At 53.9% G+C, this 20,435-nt stretch carries 17 protein-coding genes; 2 read left to right on the top strand and 15 right to left on the bottom strand.

Annotated elements, in window-relative coordinates; all coding sequences use genetic code 11:
* Positions 1-33 precede the first annotated feature (33 nt).
* The 8 genes from RBB81_RS07765 to RBB81_RS07730 form a co-directional block, all read right to left on the bottom strand.
* On the bottom strand, positions 34-1,437 hold the full coding sequence (locus RBB81_RS07765; RefSeq protein ID WP_353073276.1) for a DUF3300 domain-containing protein: 1,404 nt from the start codon (positions 1,435-1,437) through the stop codon (positions 34-36).
* A gap of 69 nt (positions 1,438-1,506) precedes the next feature.
* Positions 1,507-2,097, bottom strand: a complete 591-nt coding sequence (locus tag RBB81_RS07760; protein WP_179581409.1) for a YceI family protein — start codon at positions 2,095-2,097, stop codon at positions 1,507-1,509.
* Between the two features lie 125 nt (positions 2,098-2,222).
* A complete protein-coding gene (locus RBB81_RS07755; protein WP_183790021.1) occupies positions 2,223-2,780 on the bottom strand; it encodes a hypothetical protein in 558 nt (185 codons plus the stop codon).
* Between the two features lie 68 nt (positions 2,781-2,848).
* Positions 2,849-4,966 (bottom strand): patatin-like phospholipase family protein, encoded by a 2,118-nt coding sequence (locus RBB81_RS07750; RefSeq protein ID WP_246373615.1) that lies wholly within the window; start codon positions 4,964-4,966, stop codon positions 2,849-2,851.
* 139 nt (positions 4,967-5,105) lie between these two features.
* A complete protein-coding gene (locus tag RBB81_RS07745) occupies positions 5,106-5,726 on the bottom strand; it encodes a hypothetical protein (protein WP_246373617.1) in 621 nt (206 codons plus the stop codon).
* A 330-nt stretch (positions 5,727-6,056) separates the two neighbouring features.
* Entirely contained in the window at positions 6,057-6,569 is a 513-nt protein-coding gene (locus tag RBB81_RS07740; protein ID WP_179581405.1) for a DUF4136 domain-containing protein, read from the bottom strand.
* A gap of 54 nt (positions 6,570-6,623) precedes the next feature.
* Entirely contained in the window at positions 6,624-8,348 is a 1,725-nt protein-coding gene (locus RBB81_RS07735) for an arylsulfatase (RefSeq protein ID WP_353073275.1), read from the bottom strand.
* Positions 8,348-8,716 carry a hypothetical protein gene (locus tag RBB81_RS07730; RefSeq protein WP_183790025.1) on the bottom strand — a complete coding sequence of 123 codons (369 nt, stop codon included), beginning with the start codon at positions 8,714-8,716 and terminating at the stop codon, positions 8,348-8,350. Before RBB81_RS07730 ends, RBB81_RS07735 begins: the two co-directional genes overlap by 1 nt.
* 538 nt (positions 8,717-9,254) lie before the next feature.
* On the opposite strand from RBB81_RS07730, the gene RBB81_RS07725 reads away from it, so the two are divergent.
* Positions 9,255-11,846 carry a beta-glucosidase gene (locus RBB81_RS07725; RefSeq protein WP_353073274.1) on the top strand — a complete coding sequence of 864 codons (2,592 nt, stop codon included), beginning with the start codon at positions 9,255-9,257 and terminating at the stop codon, positions 11,844-11,846.
* Positions 11,847-12,293: 447 nt separating this feature from the next.
* On the opposite strand, the gene RBB81_RS07720 is transcribed toward RBB81_RS07725, so the two are convergent.
* From RBB81_RS07720 to RBB81_RS07690, 7 genes are all read right to left on the bottom strand, one after another.
* A complete protein-coding gene (locus tag RBB81_RS07720) occupies positions 12,294-12,803 on the bottom strand; it encodes a DUF4142 domain-containing protein (protein WP_179581402.1) in 510 nt (169 codons plus the stop codon).
* Positions 12,804-13,119: 316 nt separating this feature from the next.
* A complete protein-coding gene (locus RBB81_RS07715) occupies positions 13,120-14,181 on the bottom strand; it encodes a cobalamin-independent methionine synthase II family protein (protein WP_353073273.1) in 1,062 nt (353 codons plus the stop codon).
* 178 nt (positions 14,182-14,359) lie between these two features.
* Positions 14,360-14,794, bottom strand: coding sequence for a VOC family protein (locus tag RBB81_RS07710; RefSeq protein ID WP_423248053.1), 435 nt, complete (start codon positions 14,792-14,794; stop codon positions 14,360-14,362).
* A gap of 76 nt (positions 14,795-14,870) precedes the next feature.
* Complete coding sequence (locus RBB81_RS07705; protein ID WP_353073271.1) at positions 14,871-15,119, bottom strand: acyl carrier protein; 249 nt, start codon at positions 15,117-15,119, stop codon at positions 14,871-14,873.
* Complete coding sequence (locus RBB81_RS07700; protein ID WP_353073270.1) at positions 15,112-16,863, bottom strand: HAD-IIIC family phosphatase; 1,752 nt, start codon at positions 16,861-16,863, stop codon at positions 15,112-15,114. Before RBB81_RS07700 ends, RBB81_RS07705 begins: the two co-directional genes overlap by 8 nt.
* A 110-nt stretch (positions 16,864-16,973) precedes the next feature.
* Positions 16,974-18,533: an MBOAT family O-acyltransferase gene (locus tag RBB81_RS07695; protein WP_353073269.1), complete on the bottom strand. Its 1,560-nt coding sequence runs from the start codon at positions 18,531-18,533 to the stop codon at positions 16,974-16,976.
* The gene (locus RBB81_RS07690; RefSeq protein ID WP_353073268.1) at positions 18,534-19,187 is read right to left on the bottom strand and encodes a hypothetical protein; all 654 of its coding nucleotides are present in this window, start codon (positions 19,185-19,187) and stop codon (positions 18,534-18,536) included.
* Positions 19,188-19,984: 797 nt separating this feature from the next.
* Between RBB81_RS07690 and RBB81_RS07685 the strand changes: the two genes are divergently transcribed.
* Positions 19,985-20,386, top strand: a complete 402-nt coding sequence (locus RBB81_RS07685; RefSeq protein WP_179581395.1) for a YciI family protein — start codon at positions 19,985-19,987, stop codon at positions 20,384-20,386.
* Positions 20,387-20,435: the final 49 nt, after the last annotated feature.

The raw sequence follows: 20,435 nt of genomic DNA, 5'->3' as shown, positions 1-20,435 counted from the left end.
GGATTAGTTTCGTTTCGGCCCGCGTTGTTGATGTCATCTTCGACCTCCCCAGCCGCCACCACCGCCGCGGCTAGCTGAGCCGCGAGCGCTCTCCTGTCGGGATTGCCATCCGCTACTGCCTCCTCCAAAGGCAGACGATCCGCCGCTCTTTTGCTGTTCTCCATAGCCCTTAGAAGCAGCGGAGTTAGCTCCTGAGTAGCTCGAACTGTTATGAGGGGTGCCTTGTGTCTGATTCCAGCCGCTTCCCGTGTTCTTATAGACGTTCCCGTTCGCCGTCGCGTACTTATTGCCATTTGCGGCTTGTCCCGCAGCCGCATTGTTGCCATATGCACCCGACGCGGCGACACCTTTGCCGCCTGCGGAGGTCTGTACCGATCCCACCGAGCCATTCGCTGTGGTTTGGTGTTGCGTGTAGGCAGTATTGCCGTTCTTGGAAACAACTGAGCTGCCGTAGCTCCCATAGGCATTCGAGGCTTGATGGGTGGCGGCGTATGCTCCCGTGTTCGGGTTGTATGCCTGGCCAACCTTTTGGGTGCCGTAGGCTGTGGTGGTAGATGCGCCTCGAGCATACGTGCCGGTCGAAGGATTGTACGCAGTGCCCGCTCTTGCGACTCCGTTTGGCCCATGAGCAGTCGCGCTGGAGCCATAGTAGCCGCCATGCCATGCGCTGTTTCCGTAGTAGCCACTGCTGTGATAAACAACCGTTCCACCGTGCCAGTTACAGTTCCAGTAGCTGTAACCCCAGCTGTTGTTAATCGCTGCGCCAACTGCGATACCAATTCCGAACGCAAGGACCGCAGTAGTCACCACCGCTGCGGTACTGTATCCCGGTGTCACATATGGTGTCCCGTAGACCACAGTGGGGTTATACGTCGGCACGTAGACCACTTGCGGATTGGTGGGCTGAATCACGATCACTTGAGGCGCTTGTTGCACCACGGTAATTTGTGACCCCGATTTCAAATTTCCGGCAGCCTGTGCTTTGGCTCGCAGAACTTGAACAGCAGACATAATGTCAGCCGGCTGTGTATGGTAGGCCTCTCCTAATGACGAGGTCCAGCTGAGATTCTTCGCAAGATTGTCGAGCACCGATGGGAACTGGGTCAGCGCCTTCACGCTGGGGTCCCACGGCTGTGCATCGACCGCTTTTGCCAGAACCGAACCGGCGAGGTTCTTATTTTGCAGAACCCATAAAGCTGCTGCAGCGATCTGGTCCGGAAATGTGGCGGCCCCCATGATCTGGGCAACCAGGGCGTCCGGATACAGTGCGATGGGCGCAACTAACTGTTGCAGTTCGTCCGCAGAGAGAGGCGCGCCCTGTCCCGAATACCCCGCCGGTGCCGGCTGCTGGCCTGCAGCTTCGCGCGGTATCACCGGGAAGATAAGCAGAAGAGAGAGTGTCATTGCCAGAAGCTGTTTGAAGAAAGCTTTGATCATTTTGTTCTCCGTCCGAGAAAAGCGTCGCGCCTTCTCTTGATTCGCCAATGGATCAGCGTTGATGTGCAGCTAGAACTTCTTCATGGTGACTGGAGGACCGCTAACGCGCTTTGCGAAGATGTCGACATTGACCTCGACACGATCGGCGATTTTGATGAATGGAATTCCGCTGTTCATCCCAAACTCCTTGCGGTCGAAGGCCATCGTTCCCTTGATATCACCAGAGCCTGTCCCGACGCCGCTGACGGTCAGGCTTAAGGTTTCGGGCTTGGAGACACCGCGTATGGTGAAGGTCCCTGGTACGTCAAACGTCGTTGGACCGGTCTGAACAATCTTCGTTGACTTGAACGTAATCAAAGGATTTTGGTCGACGTCGAAGAAGTCTTTGCTTTTGAGCTTGTCGTCCTTCATGCCGCTTCCGCTATCCACGGTTGCGGCCTGAATCTCGATATCCAAGGACCCCGACGTGACATCGGTCGATGTAAAAGTTAGGGACGCATTCCATTTTTTGAAATCGCCTGCTAGAGCGACCGAAGACTTCACATAGAACTTGACTGTGCTCTGTTGCGGCGTGACTTTGAAAACCGGGACTTGTGCCAGACTAAGCGGAGCGAGCGAGGCGGCGAAGATGCCGAGGAGTGCCAGATATTTTGTCTTCATAGCTGAACTTCCTTTCAGGTGACATGCGGGTGTAAGTTTTCGTCGCGGGATGCGCAGCAGAGTGTGACAATTATGCGCTCGATTGAGCATCAACTGTCATCAGGATTTTGCAAGAAACCAACCATCTATTGCGCTCCCTCGCCGGGTGAAGAGCCATTGACTTTCTCGACTCGGGATTTGAAAAATAGTGCATAGAGCTTTTGCTCTCCCAGCACGCGTCGGAGTTCTCTGAAAGCGAATAGAGGTAAGAACGCACAGAAGACGACGATGCTTCGTGCGATGAGCTCTTCTGAGTGGATGTTGTGCCAGACAGTTCCGAAAGGTTTGCCTTGAATGATGCGTCGAATGAATTCCTCAAGAAAGTGGAAGGCGAGAACCAGCAGACTGTAGACAATCGCCTTATAGAGGGCACCCTGATAAAGCGGTCTAGATTCGGCTCCCCTGCCGAGTCTTGCCATCTCTCCGATGAGAATGACTTTGCCGATGACCAGAGCATTGACCAGGGCAAAGGTGTAGTTCATGGAGCTATCGCTAACGTCATAGTTCCTCAGCACGAGCATGGTGTACGTTACGAGCGCACAGAAGAAAAAGGCAAGATAAAAGGCTATCCACGCGAAGTCGACAAGCTCGTGCTTGGCCTTCTGCTTGAGTCCGGGTTTTGTAGCCGGATGCTCTGTACTCAACTGATTCCTCCTGGTCATAATTGGCTGCGGACGAGCCTTCCATAAGTTCCGTGGCCCCGTTGAAACGTTCAGAAAACTCGTCCTATGCGAAAGTAGAACCTTGCATGACCGTAGTCGCCGACCGAACCGGCGACCAAGACGGGCCCAAATATTGTGTTTACCAGGACCCCAGCGGCAACATCCATCGGCAGATTCGGAGGACTAGGTCCGTTGGGAAGCTTGTAGGTCTTTCCTAACTCCAACACTCCGAGAAAGTCGACTGTGCTGCCTAGCAGCGGTGGCAATTTGATCAACTCGCGAATATAGCCAATCTGCCCCAGAAAATATTGATTCGTAAGCAGCTCATTGGTGCTCCAGGCCACGAGACGCTGCGAACCTCCGAGAGAGAACGCAGGTACTCCTGTCTTATAGCCGTAACTGCTACCGCCATATACTCCGACGAATATGGAGGAAGGTGCATTCAAGCGGAAGAAGTCCTGGGCCTGGATCTCGGTAACGGGGAAGGGTCCCGGTGCCGCAGGATTGACCGTATAGCCTTTTGTATAGGCCCAAAGACTGATCCCTGAGCGCGGAATAACAGGTTGATCCAGCGTTGTTAGCTGGTATTGAATCCTGACATCTCCAGTCGCTCCGGAGGTTGTAGGTAGCGTTAGAATTTTGCCGATCTCCGGAGAGATCTGTTGAAAGCCCCCTTCGTATCCCAGTCGGAATTCACCTGTGCGTCCAAAGGCATAGCCGGTGTCTATACCGCCGAGAACCTCCCGCAGACGGTAGCTTGCCTGTAAGGTGTTGCCGGAGTAGACATTCAGTTGCTGGCTGTTCGCTCCCACTCTGGGCGCTATAAACCAATTGCTAGCTGGGGTAAAAGGATGGTAGTACTCACTTTGCAGCAAGTACTGAGACCCTACAATGACATCGTTGCGCAGCTCGGACCGATAGCTCCCAAAGTCAAGAAAGGTAACTCTGGCTCCAATGCTGAACAGCACATTGTTGTAGTCTGAGCCGTCGATCAGGATAAGAGGCCGGACGATAGGCGGCGCGTATGCTTTTTGCTCGGTTTGAATCTGAAGTCCCTGTTGACCATTCTTCTCGACCATCGAATAAGTGGAGGTTGTGAAGCGCCCCTCTCCCACGATCGACATCATGTCCTGGTCGAGTTTTCTTGAGTCGATTGGCGTCCCCACCAGCCCGGACAGCTGCTTCTCCATACCTTTCTCCATATCGAGAGAGGATGTGCCGGTGACCTGAATGAAGGTCGGGATGGGTACACTCTTGCGCCGGGCGTTTCGATTTGCAATATATTGTTCCCACTCCGCCTGGCTTACCGAATACGCCGCTAGAACCGAAGCCTTGGCTGCAGCTGCGTCGTATCCTGCTTTGATGATGGCATCGGCTTTGTCGTAATCGAGAGCAGTGTATTTCTGGAGCGGAACGGTTACGAGTATGTCGGCCTGCTCCATCGAACGAAGTTCATTGGCCGCAATCATGACAGAGATGGACTGACCCAACACACCATAGCTTGGCAAAGTTGCTTTCGGGCTGAGAGGTTCTGTCTCCAAATGGATCCCGAGGATGACATCAGCACCCATCTCCTTGGCGACGTCTATCGGGATGTTGTTGAGCAAGCCGCCATCGGCATAAAGATGATCTCCAGATCGGACGGGTGAGAAGATTCCCGGTAGCGACATCGTCGCCCTCATCGCCAGCGACAACGGGCCATCGCGGAAGACATGCGGTTTACCAGAGACTAAGTCCGTTGCAACGCAGGCGAACGGAATTGGCAGATCATTAAAGCTTGCGAGTTCTGAATAAGGGAGAGCTACTCGGTCGAGAATCAGATCGACCTCCTGACCGGTGTTGAAGCCCGCAGGAAATTGCAAGCCCTTACGCAAACCAAACTCAAGGGAACCCGGCACTTCATGAGCATCTTGTTTGCGACGGAAAGCTAGATCACTAAATGGAGTTGCCCCGCTTAGTACCTGATCCCAATCGATTCCGTTGATGAGTTCTCTGACTTCAGCCGGGGAGCGCCCGGTTGCGTAGATTCCGCCAACCAGTCCGCCCATGCTGGTTCCGGCTACATAGCTGACGGGAATGCGGTGCTCTTCCATCCAGGTAATGACGCCGATGTGAGCAAGTCCTAGAGCACCACCCCCTTCAAGGACCAAGCCGAGCTTGGGACGCATTGTCTTATCCTGCTTAGGAAGCTCTTGAGAACAGCAGCAACTACTCGCCGCCAGAGCGCTGAGCAGGAGCAATGATCTCTTGGCTAGGGTGTGCATGGCTACCTTTCTGAAACACCTGGTGCGTTATGTTGTGCCGTGTTCAACCTATGGGCTGATAAGTAGAGTTCTGAATCATTACTCCCAACTTCTTGCTAACTCCGTTCACCTGATTGGTTGAAACGTGGTTGGTGCCATCGGGCAATTTGGCAAATTGGACAGCAATGGTCACGGCGTCGCTCGGATCAGTGAGATAACTGGCCACCTGTACCGCCCGAATCGCCTTCTGCTGCCGGTCGAAGACGAGCGTCAGAGAGTCACCGGGCTTGAGGTAGTTCTTGACGCTCAGGATTATCGTTCCGTCAGCGCCATTGGGTTGCATCGAGATGTCACCTCGCTGATAGGCCTGATCGAGCGCCTGCAGATCAAGCTGCGAATATTGCTTTCCGAGAGCGGCGATTTGCTGCCCATACACCTGAAACTCTTCAGTCTTCTTTGCAACGACACGTTGCTTAAACCGTCCCCCGCTGGGCTGAGGCGCCGCCTGTGGATTCAACTCGATCTTTTGCTGCTGCCCGTCCGGACCTATGCGCACCTGAAACTGCTGTGTCTTCTTGACTTCACCTTTTAGGCTGATCGTCTGCTGTTCCATCCAGCTATAACGCGCAAGTGCTAGCTTGTTCGCAGCGGAAGACTGCTTGATCTCGGCCAGCTTTTCTTGCATCTCAGGTTTCTGAGCGAGGACCTGAGAAATCGAACAGAATAGGGTGATTGTGGCTACCGCCGCCAACTGCGCGTTCCTGAGGATTTGGTGGTTTGACTTGTGCATAGTAAGCTCCTCGTTGACCTATCCTGCGATTGACCTTTGTGGAGCGACAAGGGCGCGCGCCTACCACCCGCTCTGCGAGACAGAACGGCTCCGAACGACGCTGTACAGATCCAGACAGTTGCCGCCTGGACACCTGACTATTGCTAATTCTCAGCTTGTTTCCGAGGAGTGGGAACTATCAAAAATGCTATAGACCCAAGGCTAAGAGCTATCTCTCGGCACTGATTAGCTCTTTGGCCACTGTTTGAACATCTTCGTCACGGCCTTCTGAACCAACTGCTGGTTCTTATTGCCATTGTTGTTTAGGGTGTTTTGCGCAATTCCCCGCCAGAGCAGACTTTTACCTTTAGCGTCGTATAGATCTACGATCAACGTCCCTATGACATTTTGCTGTGGTGTGATGGTGCCCATGCCACCTCCAAATCCGCGCATGCCCATCGCGGTATAGCTGGTCTGTTCCTTCATGCCGCCGTTGGCAGTGACGACGAGGTCAGGGTTCTGAGACTCTTCTACTTTTTGAAGACCCTTGCCTTGCAATGCGGCGTCGATATCCTGTACCGCTACTTGCGCCAATATTGAATTTTGGACTTTGTTGGCGTTCTCCGAAGCCCAGGCATACGTGTGAAACTGCGAGAAACTCTGGTTCTGGTTGTAGTTGACTGAGACGGTTTGTCCGACGGCAACCATCGAAGCCGAACACAGTATCATCGTGCATAATGCGAATTTAGTTTTCATCATCTTCTTCCTCTCACATCTTCAGAAATTCATCATCTTCGCCGACGACCGAAAATTCTACTTGCCGGCACCCGAGGCTCCATTTTGGACCGCTTCAAGGAATTGGGTCACCGTGAGCCCACCGCTCTTTTGACTGGGTGGATATTCCTTGAACGTCTCGAGGAACTGGGACACAATCACCGTTGCTGGCACCATCGTCCACAGCTTGTCGCCCCACCATTTCCCGTAATTCATCGACTCATCCTGGTAACGTTCCCACGGGTCTTGCCGCAAATTAGTTACGATAGGAGCCTGGGTGCTCTGTGCCTCTCCGGTGAAAAGATTGCCCTTGATCGTTTTGAAACTAACTTTCCACTGGTCGTAGCGCATCGCCATCAGGTCTGCAGTGTTGCTGAAGTAGAAGAATTCGTGACGCGGTCCTGTGGTGACTTCTCCCTTGAAGTAGGGTATGAAGTTGTAGCCATCAAGATGAGTCTTGAAGGTCTTGTCGCCAACCTTCACACCTTTCAGGAGCTTATCTTTCATGTCTGGATCTCCGGCAGCAGCAACCAGCGTCGGTAGCCAGTCTTCCATCGACATGATGTCGTTGACGATCGTATTGGGCTTGATGACGCCGGGCCATTTCACCAGCATGGGCACGCGGAATCCACCCTCGTAGGTGACGCCCTTCTCCCCCCGGAAAGGCTGATTGCCGCCATCGGGCCAGGTAAAGATTTCGGGGCCGTTGTCACTCGTGAACAACACAATCGTGTTATCGGCGATGCCGAGGTCGTCAATCTTCTTGAGTAGTTCGCCTACTTCCCAGTCCAGCTCCATCATCCCATCCGCGTAAAGGCCAAAGCCGCTCTTGTCCTGCCATTTCGGAGAGAGGTGCGTCCAGACGTGCATACGCGTGGAGTTATGCCAGAGAAAGAAAGGTTTTCCAGCTTTTACGGAGCGCTCCATGAAGTCCGTAGAATGCTTGACGAGTACAGGTTCGATATCCTCCATGTTCGTTGTTGCTTTCGGGTCCATATTTGGATGCGGCGGCAATGGACCTTCATCTACGATCTTCTGTTTCCCAATCGTTCCCCAGCGCGGGTCCGTGGTCGAATCGGCCACACTGGTGGCCGTGGAAGAGATAACGTTCCGCGGGCCAAAACGTTCCTTGAAATTGGCCATCTTTGGATAGTCGTACGCGTACGGCTCCTCCATCGCGTTCAAGTGATAGAGGATTCCATAGAATTCATCGAAACCATGCACGGTAGGCAAGTATTCGTTGCGGTCGCCAAGGTGATTCTTGCCGATTTGTGCCGTCGCGTAGCCTTCGGGTTTGAGTAGCTCCGCGATTGTTGGGTCTTTGTCCTGCAGGCCCTGCTTCGCGCCGGGCAAACCTACCATCAACAAGCCAGTCCGAAACGGCGTCTGGCCGGTAATGAACGCGGCGCGCCCGGCCGTGCATGATTGCTGCGCATAGTAGTCGGTGAACAGTGCCCCTTCCTTGGCGATTCGGTCAATATTGGGCGTGCTGCCGCCCATCATGCCACGATGGTACGCGCTGATATTCCAGATCCCAACGTCGTCTGTCATGATGACGACGATGTTTGGTTTTTTTGTTTGTGCGGGCTGCGCTTGCGATACCCGTGTCACATAAATTAGCAACATCAGAAAGGCTAAAAGTGCCGGCGTCAACTTTTTGTAGTGCGCTTTGAAACACATTTTGTCCTCTTCTATGGCTTGCTCAATTCGAAAGTGTTGGCCGTTGAACTTGGTCTGAACTTGCAGTGGATGTGTGGTACGCATCACCTTTCGGAATAACGTATAGCCTCGATGTATTTCATGCCGAAAAGGTCGATCACTGAATGGATCTCAAGTATCGGCGCTACAGGAGAGGTCTCCATGAGCATCAGGAGGTCCGTAAAGCAGCTCGAACGAATGTGCGATTTCAACTCCGGTTCACTTGACCAATCCTGTTCAAAGCAGATCGCGTCCGGATTGCCAGCTTCCTGGTAAATGCGCCCTTCAATAAATCCGCGATCCATTCGGGCCGCAATCCTGATAGACCGAAGCGCCTCGATCGCTTCGAGCGAACGGTTGGGTCGAGCCATCATTCTTAAACTGATTTGGAACATGCCGCCAGTAGAAGCAATTCGTGGACCAACTAGAATCAAATTCTTTCCAGAAAGCTTAGTCGTTCCAAGATATGGGTTTATCGAAGTGTCGGCCTGGCGTGACAATCTGCCTTACGACGCCTTTGCTCCGACCTGTCGGAGGAAACTCCGAAGAGTCGGAGGCTGGGATTAAGCCCGATCGCGGCAGCAGCCGCAGGTAAGGGACCTTGCCGACCATATCTCCGTGAGGGTTTTCTCAGGGATTTGAACATTAAGTCGTCGCCTCCCTTCGGTTACCAAATTGGCTCGATTGCGCCGTTGGCAGCGGGTATGGTGGGTATGGCGGCACGATTCGGAGCGAGCTCGACGTGTAGATCTCCTGGCGATCTATCGAGCCGCCTCGTCCTGGGCAGCTTTTAATTTCTGGCAAGATGTGACAGGGTTTGGGGATTATCTTGGGTTTCCTGTTCTCTGAAGAGTGATTTTCATCCGTGGGCCGACTCTCCTCTGCGTGGCTAGTTGGAGATAAAGATGGCTATCGCCGACAAGAGCCAGGACGGTGCGTTTACAATTTTTGAACTACGAGGGACACACTTTCATGCGTTCAAAGCTTTGCCACCCCTTCAAATCTTCGCTCCTAACGGTGCTGGCCCTGAGTGCGGCTTTTGCGATCTCGTCCATCCCAGTCCCCGCCCAAGCCCCGCATTCACTAGACGCTGCCGAACAACAGAAGGTGGATAGGTTGGTGAAGCAGATGACGCTTCAGCAAAAGCTGGACTACATCGGAGGAACAGGCTTTGGTGTGCGGGCCGTTCCGTCGCTTGGGATTCCTGCTCTCGATATGTCGGATGGTCCATACGGAACGAGGTCAAACTCAGGGTTTCCCTCGACGACCTACGGAGCCGGGATTAACATGGCGGCTTCGTGGGATCCTGCACTGGCGGCACGGGTGGGCGCGGGAATAGGTCGCGACGCCCGGGCACGGGGAGTCCACTTCATGCTTGGGCCTGGGGTTAATATCTACCGGTCGCCACGAAACGGACGTAACTTCGAGTACTTCGGCGAGGATCCGTTCCTTTCGGGGCAGATTGCAGTTGGCTACATTATCGGAATGCAGGAGCAGGGCGTCAGTGCCACGGTCAAGCATTATCTGGGCAACAATAGTGAGTTTCTGCGGCACGACTCAGACTCCGAGATCGACGAGCGAACACTGCGCGAGATCTATCTGCCTGCCTTCGAGGCAGCGGTAAAGCAGGGGCATGTGAGCTCGGTGATGGACTCTTACAATCTGATCAACGGACAACATGCGACCCAGAACGGTTACTTCAATATCGACATCCTGCGCAACGAGTGGGGCTTCAAGGGTGTGCTGATGTCGGACTGGGATGCGACCTACGATGCGATCGGCGCGGCGAACGGTGGGCTCGATATTGAGGAGCCGGGCGGGAAGTTCATGAACAACGGGAGCCTTGGGCCGGCTATTCAGGGCGGCAAGGTGCCCGAGGCGAAGATCGACGAGAAGGTGCGTCATATTCTAGAGACGGCTGCTTCTTATGGCTGGCTGAATCGTGATCAGCACGATACGTCGATTTCTTTCGTCGATGCGAAGAACAGGGAAGTTGCCCTCGATTCAGCTCGCGAGGGGACGGTGTTGCTGAAGAACGTGGGTAACTTGTTGCCGCTCGATAAGTCGGCGGTTAAGACGATTCTGGTAGTCGGACCAGACGCCTATCCGGGCGTTCCGGTGGGCGGAGGAAGCGCCGGCGTAGTTCCGTTCCATATGGTGAGCGCGCTTGAGGGCATCTCCAACGAGGTGGGCGCAGCGACGACCGTGCTGTATGACAGGGGCGTTCCGACATTGTCGCATCTGGCGTCGGCGACGGAGTTTACTACGGATGCCAAGAACGGTAAAGCCGGGATGACGCTTGAGACCTTCAAGAATCTTGACCTTTCCGGAGCTCCGGCTTCAAAGACAGTCACGCGCCATGCGGTCCTCGAAGGACTCACCATCAAGGATGTCATCGCAAATGTGGATGCGGTGATAGAAATGCTGTTCAACTCGCCCCCAGCTGAAGTTTCTCACCGACTCACCGGCTTTTATAACGCCGCGACATCCACCAAATACATCTTCGCATTGGAGGACTCCGGGGAGGGCTCAGGCAATCGGGTGTATGTCGACGACAAGCTCGTGATCGACAACTGGAAGATTGTGCGTGCGTTTCAGCCGCACCTGACGCTCGAGCTTGCGGCGGGGCCTCACAAGATAGTCGTCGAAGAGTGGCAAAAGACTCCCATCGGAGGCCACGTGGTGCTGGGAATCGTACCTGAAGACAAGGTGGTCAATTCACAGGCTGTGCAGCTTGCCGCGAAAGCCGATGTTGTACTGGTGGAAGCTGGCTTTGAGGAAGAGAGCGAAGGCGAGGGTGGCGACAGAACGTTCTCGTTGCCGTATGGGCAGACTGAACTGATCCGCGAGATGGTTGCAGCGAATCCGAAGGTTGTCGTCGCGATTACATCGGGTGGGAACGTGGATTCGACGCAGTGGATCGATCGCGTGCCCGCAGTATTGGAGACATGGTACGCGGGGCAGCAGGCTGGACAGGCATTGGCGGAGATTTTGTTCGGCGATGTTAACCCGTCGGGACATCTGCCCGCCACCTTCGAGCGCAAAGCGGAGGACAATCCAACCTTCGCTAGTTACTATCCTGAGGGCGACTCAAAGCGGGTCGACTACAAAGAAGGCATCTTTGTTGGATACCGTGGGTACGAGAAGAATAAGGTCAAGCCGCTGTTTCCGTTTGGATACGGTCTCTCCTACACTACCTTCAAGTTTGCGAATCTGAAGGTCGATCAGAACGACAGTGGCGGCGAGGTGAAAGGCGTTGCCAGCTTCGATGTGACGAACACGGGTAGTCGCAAAGGTGCTGAAGTTGCGCAGCTCTATGTAACAGAGGACCACCCGAAGGTGCCGCGCCCGGAGCATGAGTTGAAGGGGTTTCAACGGGTAGAGCTGTCGTCGGGCGAGACGAAACATGTAGAGATTCCGTTGGAGGCAAGATCGTTTTCCTACTATGACGTCGCGGCCAAGCGATGGGCGATCGGCTCTAATCGATTCACGATCTCCGTTGGCGATTCGGTTGAATCGCTGCCGTTGAAGACAGGGGTTACCTTGAAGTCCAGCGGGAATTGACGGATCACCAAACCGATGGACAGGCCCGGGCCGCCAAATTTTGATTGGCGGCCCGGGTATTTTTTTGGCGAGTGAGTTCGTGGTGTTTTGCTGGGGATTTTTGCGAAAAGTGGTGTTTTGACGTGGTGTTTTGGTGGTGTAGTTGTGGTGTTTTGCGTGGCTGGCGTGGTGTTTTAGCAGTCAGTTTTTTGGCTGAGAAAAATGTGACAGAGTTTTGGGATTTATTTTTTGGGTTCCCGTTTCGGGAATGTGAGGGACGGCGGGTCCATGCCCTCCTTGAGGCCACGAGTTATTAGGGAGCGGGTGGACCTGATGCGGTGGCGGCGAAGTGTTGATCAGTCGCGCATACCCGTTCAGGCGGACTGCGTCCCACCCTTCGCAAGAGACGCGAAGGATGGGGCACCCAGCTTCATTTTTTGAGTCATAGAGCGCGATGCAATTGCGCCGTTACAGCTTCTTTTTGAGGTCGTAGGCCATGTTCTTATGGGCTGCGACGGCGGTCTTGCCTTTGATGACTGCGGTTCTGAACTTTACATCTTTGGTGTCCTTGGCTTCGGTGGTGAAGGCACTCAGGGCTTTCGAGTGATCCGTCACCATCTGGTCCATGTACTCCTTGTCGAAGTCATTGCCGGAGAGACCGTTGAGTTTATCCAGTTCTTTCTGGTGGTCGGGGTCGGGGCCGGTTGGAGCTGCGAGGCCCCAGGAGTCTGCGAAGGGCTTCATGCTTTCGGTCATCTGCGTGTGTTCTTTGACCATCTTGTCGGCAAACGCCTTCACTGCGGGATTGGTGGCTTTCTGTTCTGCCAACTGGCTGAGGGCTATCTCGTTCTGGTCGGATTGCGCTGCCGTCGCGAGAAACTTCTTGTCGTCGTCCGTCACTGCTTTTGCTTTGGCTGGTAGGAGTGTGGCGGCGATGCCGAGCATCGCGCAGCACATCCATTGCGTAGATTTTTTCATTGACTCTCCGAGTTGCGGCTTGGCCGCGAAGTTTCGTTCAGGGCGTGAGAGGCAGTTTTTTCGTTTCGCGTTGTATTACGAAGGCATGGTTAGGCGTAGCAGTTTTCGTAGGGCGCAAAAAATTCTTTTTAGATACTTCTTCGGCGTGGAAGATGGTGCGGATGATGATCGATTGCGGGGAAGAAAAACGGTTCGCTCGTGGCGCGAAGGCCCACTCATGCGATGGCCGCATGAATAGAGCACCCGAGGCACTGGTTTCATTTGATGTAGGGGCCACCGCGGTGGTTCGTACGGCGGCGCTTTCATGGGGCGGTGGCTAGTGGCCCAACTGCCTGCTGGCTAGCTCTGTTCCTTCTACTCTGGCTCGGATTTTTTGAAATGCAGTGTCTCGGGCGGTCGAGGTGTCGTCAGCGAATGGTGCAAAGCCACAGTCGTCGGTGGTTCCAAGTTGCTCGATGGGTAGGAAGGATGCTGCTTCGAGGATGCGGTCGCGGACCTGGGCTGCAGTTTCGATGGCTGGATTGATTGGGTCGATGACGCCTATGAAGACAAGATGCTGAGGCCCTGCCAAGTCGCCTACGAGCCGCAGGATGCGCTTTTTGTCCGGTTCGCTGGCCATCTGAAGATAGAAACGGCCGACGTTGAGCTTGAATAGGTCGGGTAGCAGTCCGGCGTAGTCAACGTCCGCGCTGTGGGTCGAATCGTGGTCTCCGCCGGGACAGACATGGACGCCAATTTTGCGGCGTTCGTTCGCGGCGAAGCGTTGCAGGACCTGATTGTTGAGGTCGATGAAGCTGCGCAGAAGATTTCCCGAGGGATCGAGCTTGAGGGAGAGCCGGCCCTCGGTGAAGTCGATCTGTACGGATGCTGCACCTGCGGAGAGAGCCCCGCGAATATCAGCTTCGGCCTCGTCGATTAGGTCCGCGAGGAATGACTCACGAGAGTAGCCGGGAATCTCTGCTGACGGATAGAGGAGGCTGAGCGCAGAGGCGGAGATAACAGCCTGCTTGATTGGGCGATTGGTGTAGGTGCGCGCGGCCTTGAGAAAACTGTCGGCATGAGTGCCGTAGCGAAAGGGGCCAGCGGTGAGTCGAGGCAGCTGGCGTTGGTGGCCATCGGCGAACGGGATGATGACTCCATCGGACGCGAGATTTGAGAGACCGATGAGAGGGTAAGTGGCGAAGCTGGGCTTGGTTTGTTCGCCATCGGTCAGGACCGGCGACCCGGTCTGCTCGAGACGATCGATGGTGTCTCGAAGTGCCTCAGCATAGGCGCTGTCCAGAGAGTCATGGGTGATTTTGTCGGCATGATGCAACGTTAGCGCTTCGATCAGTTGAGGAGGACGCGGGATGCTGCCAATTGGTTCGGTCGGAATCATCGGATGATGGTACTCGTGGAGTGAGGGTTAAGACCCTCCACCAAAAGATTGATTTCGGTTCGGAAGCGATGTTCGCGCGTGGAGCGAATGCCCACTCATGCGATGGGAGTGCATGAATGGGTGACCGAGATGTTCGTTTGTGGTGCGGGCGCGATCTGCCGACCTAATTTAGGAACTCTTATGACTCAAAGGAGTTGACTTCGTGATCTACGGGCGCTAGCGGGACGCATAAGTCATTCTCAGAGAGTTTTTCCACCAGTTCAATCGGCAGGGGATCTTCGCCGACCAGCCAGCAGATCCGGCGCCCTCCAAATGCTCTGCCGGGTTTAGGCTCAGAGATGAGGCGCATACCGCTTTCTTCCAGCTGCACGATAGTCTGTTCGAGATTGTCGGCAGTGAAGCAGAGATGATTCAGACCGCCGCGCTTCGAGGCGCTGACAAGGTTGCTTTCCGGACCATCCGGAGCTACGAACTCGAGAAATGTCTGGTCGCCTGTGAGCTTCAAAAATTGGACAAAAGCAGTTTGAAGGGGGTCGTGGATGACTGGGGTCGACACTTCATATCCGTAACGATCAACGTAGGTCTTTACGATTGGATCTATCGTTTTGACCACATAACCTACGTGATGAAGATGTAGCGCCGAGCCTGGGAGCATCGCAATTTCGTCCTATTCGTGGGGTGCAAACGACCTACTTGGCGGCCAACTTCTGGTCGAGCAGATCGAGCAGATCTCCTACGTGATGGAGCTGCTGCAACTGGCCGAGTGCAAACTTTACTTTGTATCGCTTTTCGATGGCAGTGATCAGATTGACGTGCGCAAGGGAGTCCCAATCAGGAACATTTTCGGCGTTCGAATGACGATTGAGGACAAGGTCCGGTTCGTCCAGAATGTCGCGAAAGATTTCTTGAATTTCAGGAAGACGATCGTCACTACTCATTAGCAGGCTCCATGATTTTTATGTGGGTGTTGCGGGGCGTGAAGCCTTTGGTCTCCAGCGAGTATATCGCGGAGCCATCTGGGTTTTGTGACACGGTTTCAAATCCAAGTTTCGTGTAGTGATCCTGGACCATGGCGTTTTTTTTGGTGGGGAGATAGTGGCCATGCAGGATGGCGACACCCATTCCGCGAGCATACTCAATCAGCGTGTCCAACATCGCAACTTCCATGTCGCGCTTGAGGACGCGACAGCTCATGAGCCAGAGATCGATGTCTAGAATGTCATTCTTGCGGCGGCCAAGCACGACGGAGATGAGTCCATTGTCTCCGAATCGATCAGTTAGTCTGCCGTAGATTCCTATTGCATCGGGATCGGTGAGGATAGACTCAATCTCGCCAAAGGTGTAGCGACGGGTTGTGAGATTGAACTGGTTTGTTTTGTTGGTGAGTTGGGCGATGCGTTCGAGATAGATTGGCTGGAAGCGACCAATTTCTGCGGTCATCGAAAGCGAATCCAAATACTCTCCGTAGTCGGCAAACTTACCTTCGAAGACGGTACGCTTGCTGTTTTGGTCGTAGAGAGCGGCGCGCTCGTAATCTTCCTGGGAGAGTGAGATCGGCTCGAAATAGCGGCCAGCCTCGATGATCCTGGCGAACTGAGCTACCTCGCTTCCAACTTCGGGAACAGCGATACCGTCGATCTGAGCTCTAACGATTTCGCGTTCGGCGGGATTGTCATCCACGAAGACAAAGCTGTCGGCGCCGAGATTAAGTTCTGTCGCGATCAAAGCAATGTTTTCGTGTTTGGGGTCCCAATTGGCTTTGAAGCATGAGATATGTTCGAGCTTGAGTATCGAATCCGGATGTTCGAAGCCCTGTTTGGCGATCTCCTCGTTGTTCTTCGAGCAGACAGCAAGAAGTACGCCGCGATTGCGTAGTGACAGACAGTACTGCTGAAAGGCGGAATAAGCCTCAGCTACGGGTGTTTCCCGACCGATCTGAATCTTCTCGACGCCATCGTCGCCGATAACTCCACCCCAAAGTGTGTTGTCGAGATCCAACACAAGAACTTTACGAGCTTTGCCGTAAATCGCGCGAATGATAGCAGTCAGCGAGGTGGCTATGGCATGACTGCCTTCGAGTGACGTGTTGATCTTGTAGCTGAACCAGCGTTCGAAGTCGAACCATTGGTCAAGGCCAATACGCGCTGAGATGCTGCAGATGTCCTGGACGAGAAGTTTGGAGTTGGATGCCGCTCTCCGTGCAAACTCCAGGTTGAGCGCAGAGACAAATCGAGTATGGCCGCCAGCTATGGTTGCGTCGAGATTGCCAAGAATGGCATAGGACGGGAACTCGAAGTTGTTCTGGATCACGAGGCAGCCGATCTTCTCTTCCAAGGATGTCCACATCTCCTGGAAGAAATTGATCTCAGTTTTTACGTGCTCCTCGAACTCGATTTCCGAACATCCTACGGGAGGGAACCGCTGAATATTTCTTACGGAGGTGTGAACGTAGACGAGATGGGGTTCGAATTGAATTAGGGCATCCGCGTCATGAACTGCGTCGACGTAGAAGCGGCCGTACTCAGACTGATGGAAGGTTGGTGCAAAGCCGGCATCAAGCAGCTTGAGTTCCAGGAGATCGACGACTTCGTTGGTGGTGCTGCCACTGAGCACCGCAATGCGAATGGGTTGAAGGTTTTCCCGCTCCGCGAGCTTGCGTCGCAGACCTTTGCGTTTGGTCAACAATTCGTCTACGGACAAACTGGCGAGATCAATTCCGTCAGGATGAGACATGGGCCAAGAATACAGGATTCGATGTGGTTATCAGGCGAGAGCTGATTATGCTGAGGCACCTAAAACTGAAAGTATAGAAAGCTGGTACTCGCATCGAGCAAGAGGATCGCACAGCATAACAAGAGTGTCAGGCCAAGACTCCACGTGGCTGTTGGCCTCCATCGAAGATTCGGCAAGATGCTTGGCTTGAGAACTTCGTCTTTGGGTAATTGACCCAAAATCTCCTGGGTGTTGGGGAGCGCCCATATGATGAAAAAACAGATCAAGAGAGAGAGTGCAGCGGTTGAGAGGTGACTCAAAAATCTGGAGGTTGGAGGAATGTATTTCATGTAGGGAAATGCGTCAAAAGCCGGCCCCCTACCGTGAATACCGCACATGGTCTGCAATAGGTAAACGGCCTCATGCACATTTGCAGATCTGAAGAAGACAAGACTGATGAGAAAGGCAAGGAAGGTAAGCGCAATCATGAAGGGTGCAGGCACCTTGCGATGGAACCGATGTCCCTGAGGGGTGAAGATGCGCCAGGCGTGATTGACCGTAAGGTATAAACCCTGAAGAACGCCGAACATCACAAATTGCATGCCTGCGCCGTGCCAGATGCCGGCGAGAAACATGGTCATGATGACGGGGAAGGCAACCATGCTGGTGAAGCCTTCCAGTGTGGCACTGGCCTTGCGTGAGACCTTCTTGCCGGCACTGATTCGGCGGCCATTGGTCCATCGCAGGATTGGGGTGTAGAGATATTCGTTGAGATAGCGCGAAAGTGTCATGTGCCATCGCTGCCAAAACTCAATGATGCCCTGTGACTTGTAAGGCGAATTGAAGTTGAATGGAAACTCGATGGAGAACATGCGAGCCAAGCCGAGAGCCATGTCGGAGTAGCCGGAAAAATCGAAGTAAAGTTGCATGGAATAGGCGAGAGCGCCGAGCCACGCTGTGACAATTCCCGCACTTCCTAGGTTATGAAAGACAACGTCCGAGAGTGGAGCTATACGGTCGGCGATGAGTACTTTTTTTGCAAGCCCCATGACGAACCAGGAAACGCCAAGGGCGAGATCGCCGGCGTCCAAACCGCGAATGCGCTCCTCGTCCAGCTGGGGCATCAATTCGCGGGGATGAATGATAGGGCCGGCGATCAGATGTGGGAAGAAAGTAACGAATACGGAATAGGGCAGCAGTCCCTGACGTTTCGCGATCTGCTGGCGAAGGTCGATCAAGTATGCGATTTGTGTAAATGTGAAGAATGAGATTCCCAGCGGCAGCACTACGTTTGCGAAGGCGTGGTTGGTAACACCATGATCATGAAAAAAGTTAAGGAAGGGAAAAAGGTATTTGTAGTAACCCAAAAGCCCGAGGTTGGCGAGAATCGCGATGACAAGCCAACGGCTCTGGCTCGCTTCTGGTTTTCCCTCGCCCAACATCCTGGCGAAGAGATAATTCATCACGATGGAGGCGGTCAAAAGGACGAGGTAGGACGAATTCCAATACCCGTAGAAAAAAAAGGAGGTGATCGTTAGCCAGGCGAGAGTGGCAGACCGGCTGAAACGGCTTACGATCTGATACCCGATAAGACTCGCGGGAAGGAAGAGAAAGATGAAGATAGCAGAGGAGAAGAGCAATCAGGGTTTTCTCCCTGTGGAGTCGACGGACATATGTTGGAGAACCTGATCGGCCACCATATTTGAGAGCAGCGCAGACCCAATGGCGTTGACGTGCATACGGCCTTCTGTTGTGAAAGCGGTTATGGGAATGGTTTGGAAGCGATTGTCTACGAGAGCGGGAAGCTTTTGTTGAAAGTAGGATAGCTTCGGATCGCAGGGCGCCATTGGGGTGGAGTCGACAAGGACCGTGGTTCCATCGCGGTTGTAGCTTCTAAGTCCCGCTACCCACTCGCGATTGGGGACACTTGGCGGCCTCACCATTGTTTCGCATTCCGTCGCGGTTGGAGCGTCAATGGGGTACTGTCCCTGATGAGCGGTTCGGAATTGCAGGATATCGTTTGAGGCTGGCCGGTTTCTGACTCGTTCAAGGGCGAGCCGCCACCCAAACCCGGCCCAGTAAAAGAATTCATCAGGACGTCTGAGCAGAGCGGCCAGGTTGATAAGGCGATTCGGTTGTACCACACGCCAAGTCATTGCCTCATACATCCCGACTATCTGCCGCTGGCTCAATGGATCAAAGTCCTCTGGGGAGTAAAGAAAAATCAGAAACTTTGGGCTCTGATTCTGTGAGAGGTATCGATCCAGCACCATGGTTCCGTTAAAGATCGTCATTCCCTCATACTCAGCGATGTTGCAAGTACTAAGCCCGGTCCGCTGGCGGATCAAAGCAGGGTCGATACCAACCATAGCGGTTGAGTCACCGTAGACAACGATCTGACAGTTGACATTGTGGAGGGTCGCGCCCCAGGCCAAGTTGATGAGGTACTTATTGTCCGAGCGAACCGCAACCCAACGTGAGGGCAGGAAAAAGCACGCTGAAACCAATAAAAAACAGGGAATAAGAATGAATGGCGCGAGGTAGAAATAGAGTCTTCTAGACGAGACAGAACCTGCGAATGCCATTATCCCTTTACTTTATTATAAGAGATCTTGTTTCGATAGGACCAATTCGAGTGAGGCCTGGGCCTGTACTGAAGTACACGCAAGATTGTTCGAAGACAGGGTTAATCTGACGCGGCGAGGTTTGAAGAGGCCTTTGCCGCTGCTTTGGACACGTGGCCTCAGGCCGGCGTACAGGATAAACCGCGTCCCTGGCTCATTTTAGCCCCGCGCTTCAGGGCTATAAACGGAATGCGTCGGCGCCATCGCTATGTGCGCAGGCCTGAGCGGGGCTTCTCTCATCGACGCTTTGCTGGCCGCGAGGAACTCGCCAGGTACCATCTCGCGCACTTCGCCCGCGCGGACTTGTGCCGCAGGCTGGGTAGGAGCGTCGGTTCCTCGCAGGGCGGCTGAGGGAGTTGCAATAAAAATTTGGCTCTGCTGTCGATTTTCCCTGTGCCGGACGACTATAGGTTGAACAAGCCGACGCGCAAGATCGCGCTGCTGGTCCCAACATAAGGAGAAGAACAATGAAATACGTCTGTCTGGGGTACTACGATAAAGACAAATTTGATGGCATGGCTGAGGGCGAGCGAAACGCCATGTTCGACAAATGCTTTGAATACGACGACCATCTTCGCGCCAACGGGCACTGGGCTGGTGGAGAAGCGCTTCAGTCTCAGGAAACTGCCCTGACCCTGTATTGGAAAAACGGCAAAGTGGCAACTACCGACGGTCCCTATGCGGAGACCAAGGAACAACTCGGTGGCATTCTCGTCCTTGAAGCGCGGGACATAAATCATGCTGTACAGCTCATGGCGCAGCACCCGGCGATGACGTATGGCAACATTTTCGAGATTCGGCCAGCAGGGGACATGAACGAAATCGTGAGGGCAAGTGAGCAACGACGGCGAAAGGATACCTCGCGATGAGGACGGCTACGAGGAAAAAATGATCAGGATCATGGGCAGGTGCTGGCCT

The sequence above is a fragment of the Tunturibacter gelidoferens genome, assembly GCF_040358255.1.
In the GTDB taxonomy this organism is placed as follows: Bacteria; Acidobacteriota; Terriglobia; order Terriglobales; family Acidobacteriaceae; genus Edaphobacter; species Edaphobacter gelidiferens.
The sequence above is the reverse complement of the archived record's forward strand: the minus strand, read 5'-3'. Positions and strand labels throughout refer to the sequence as shown.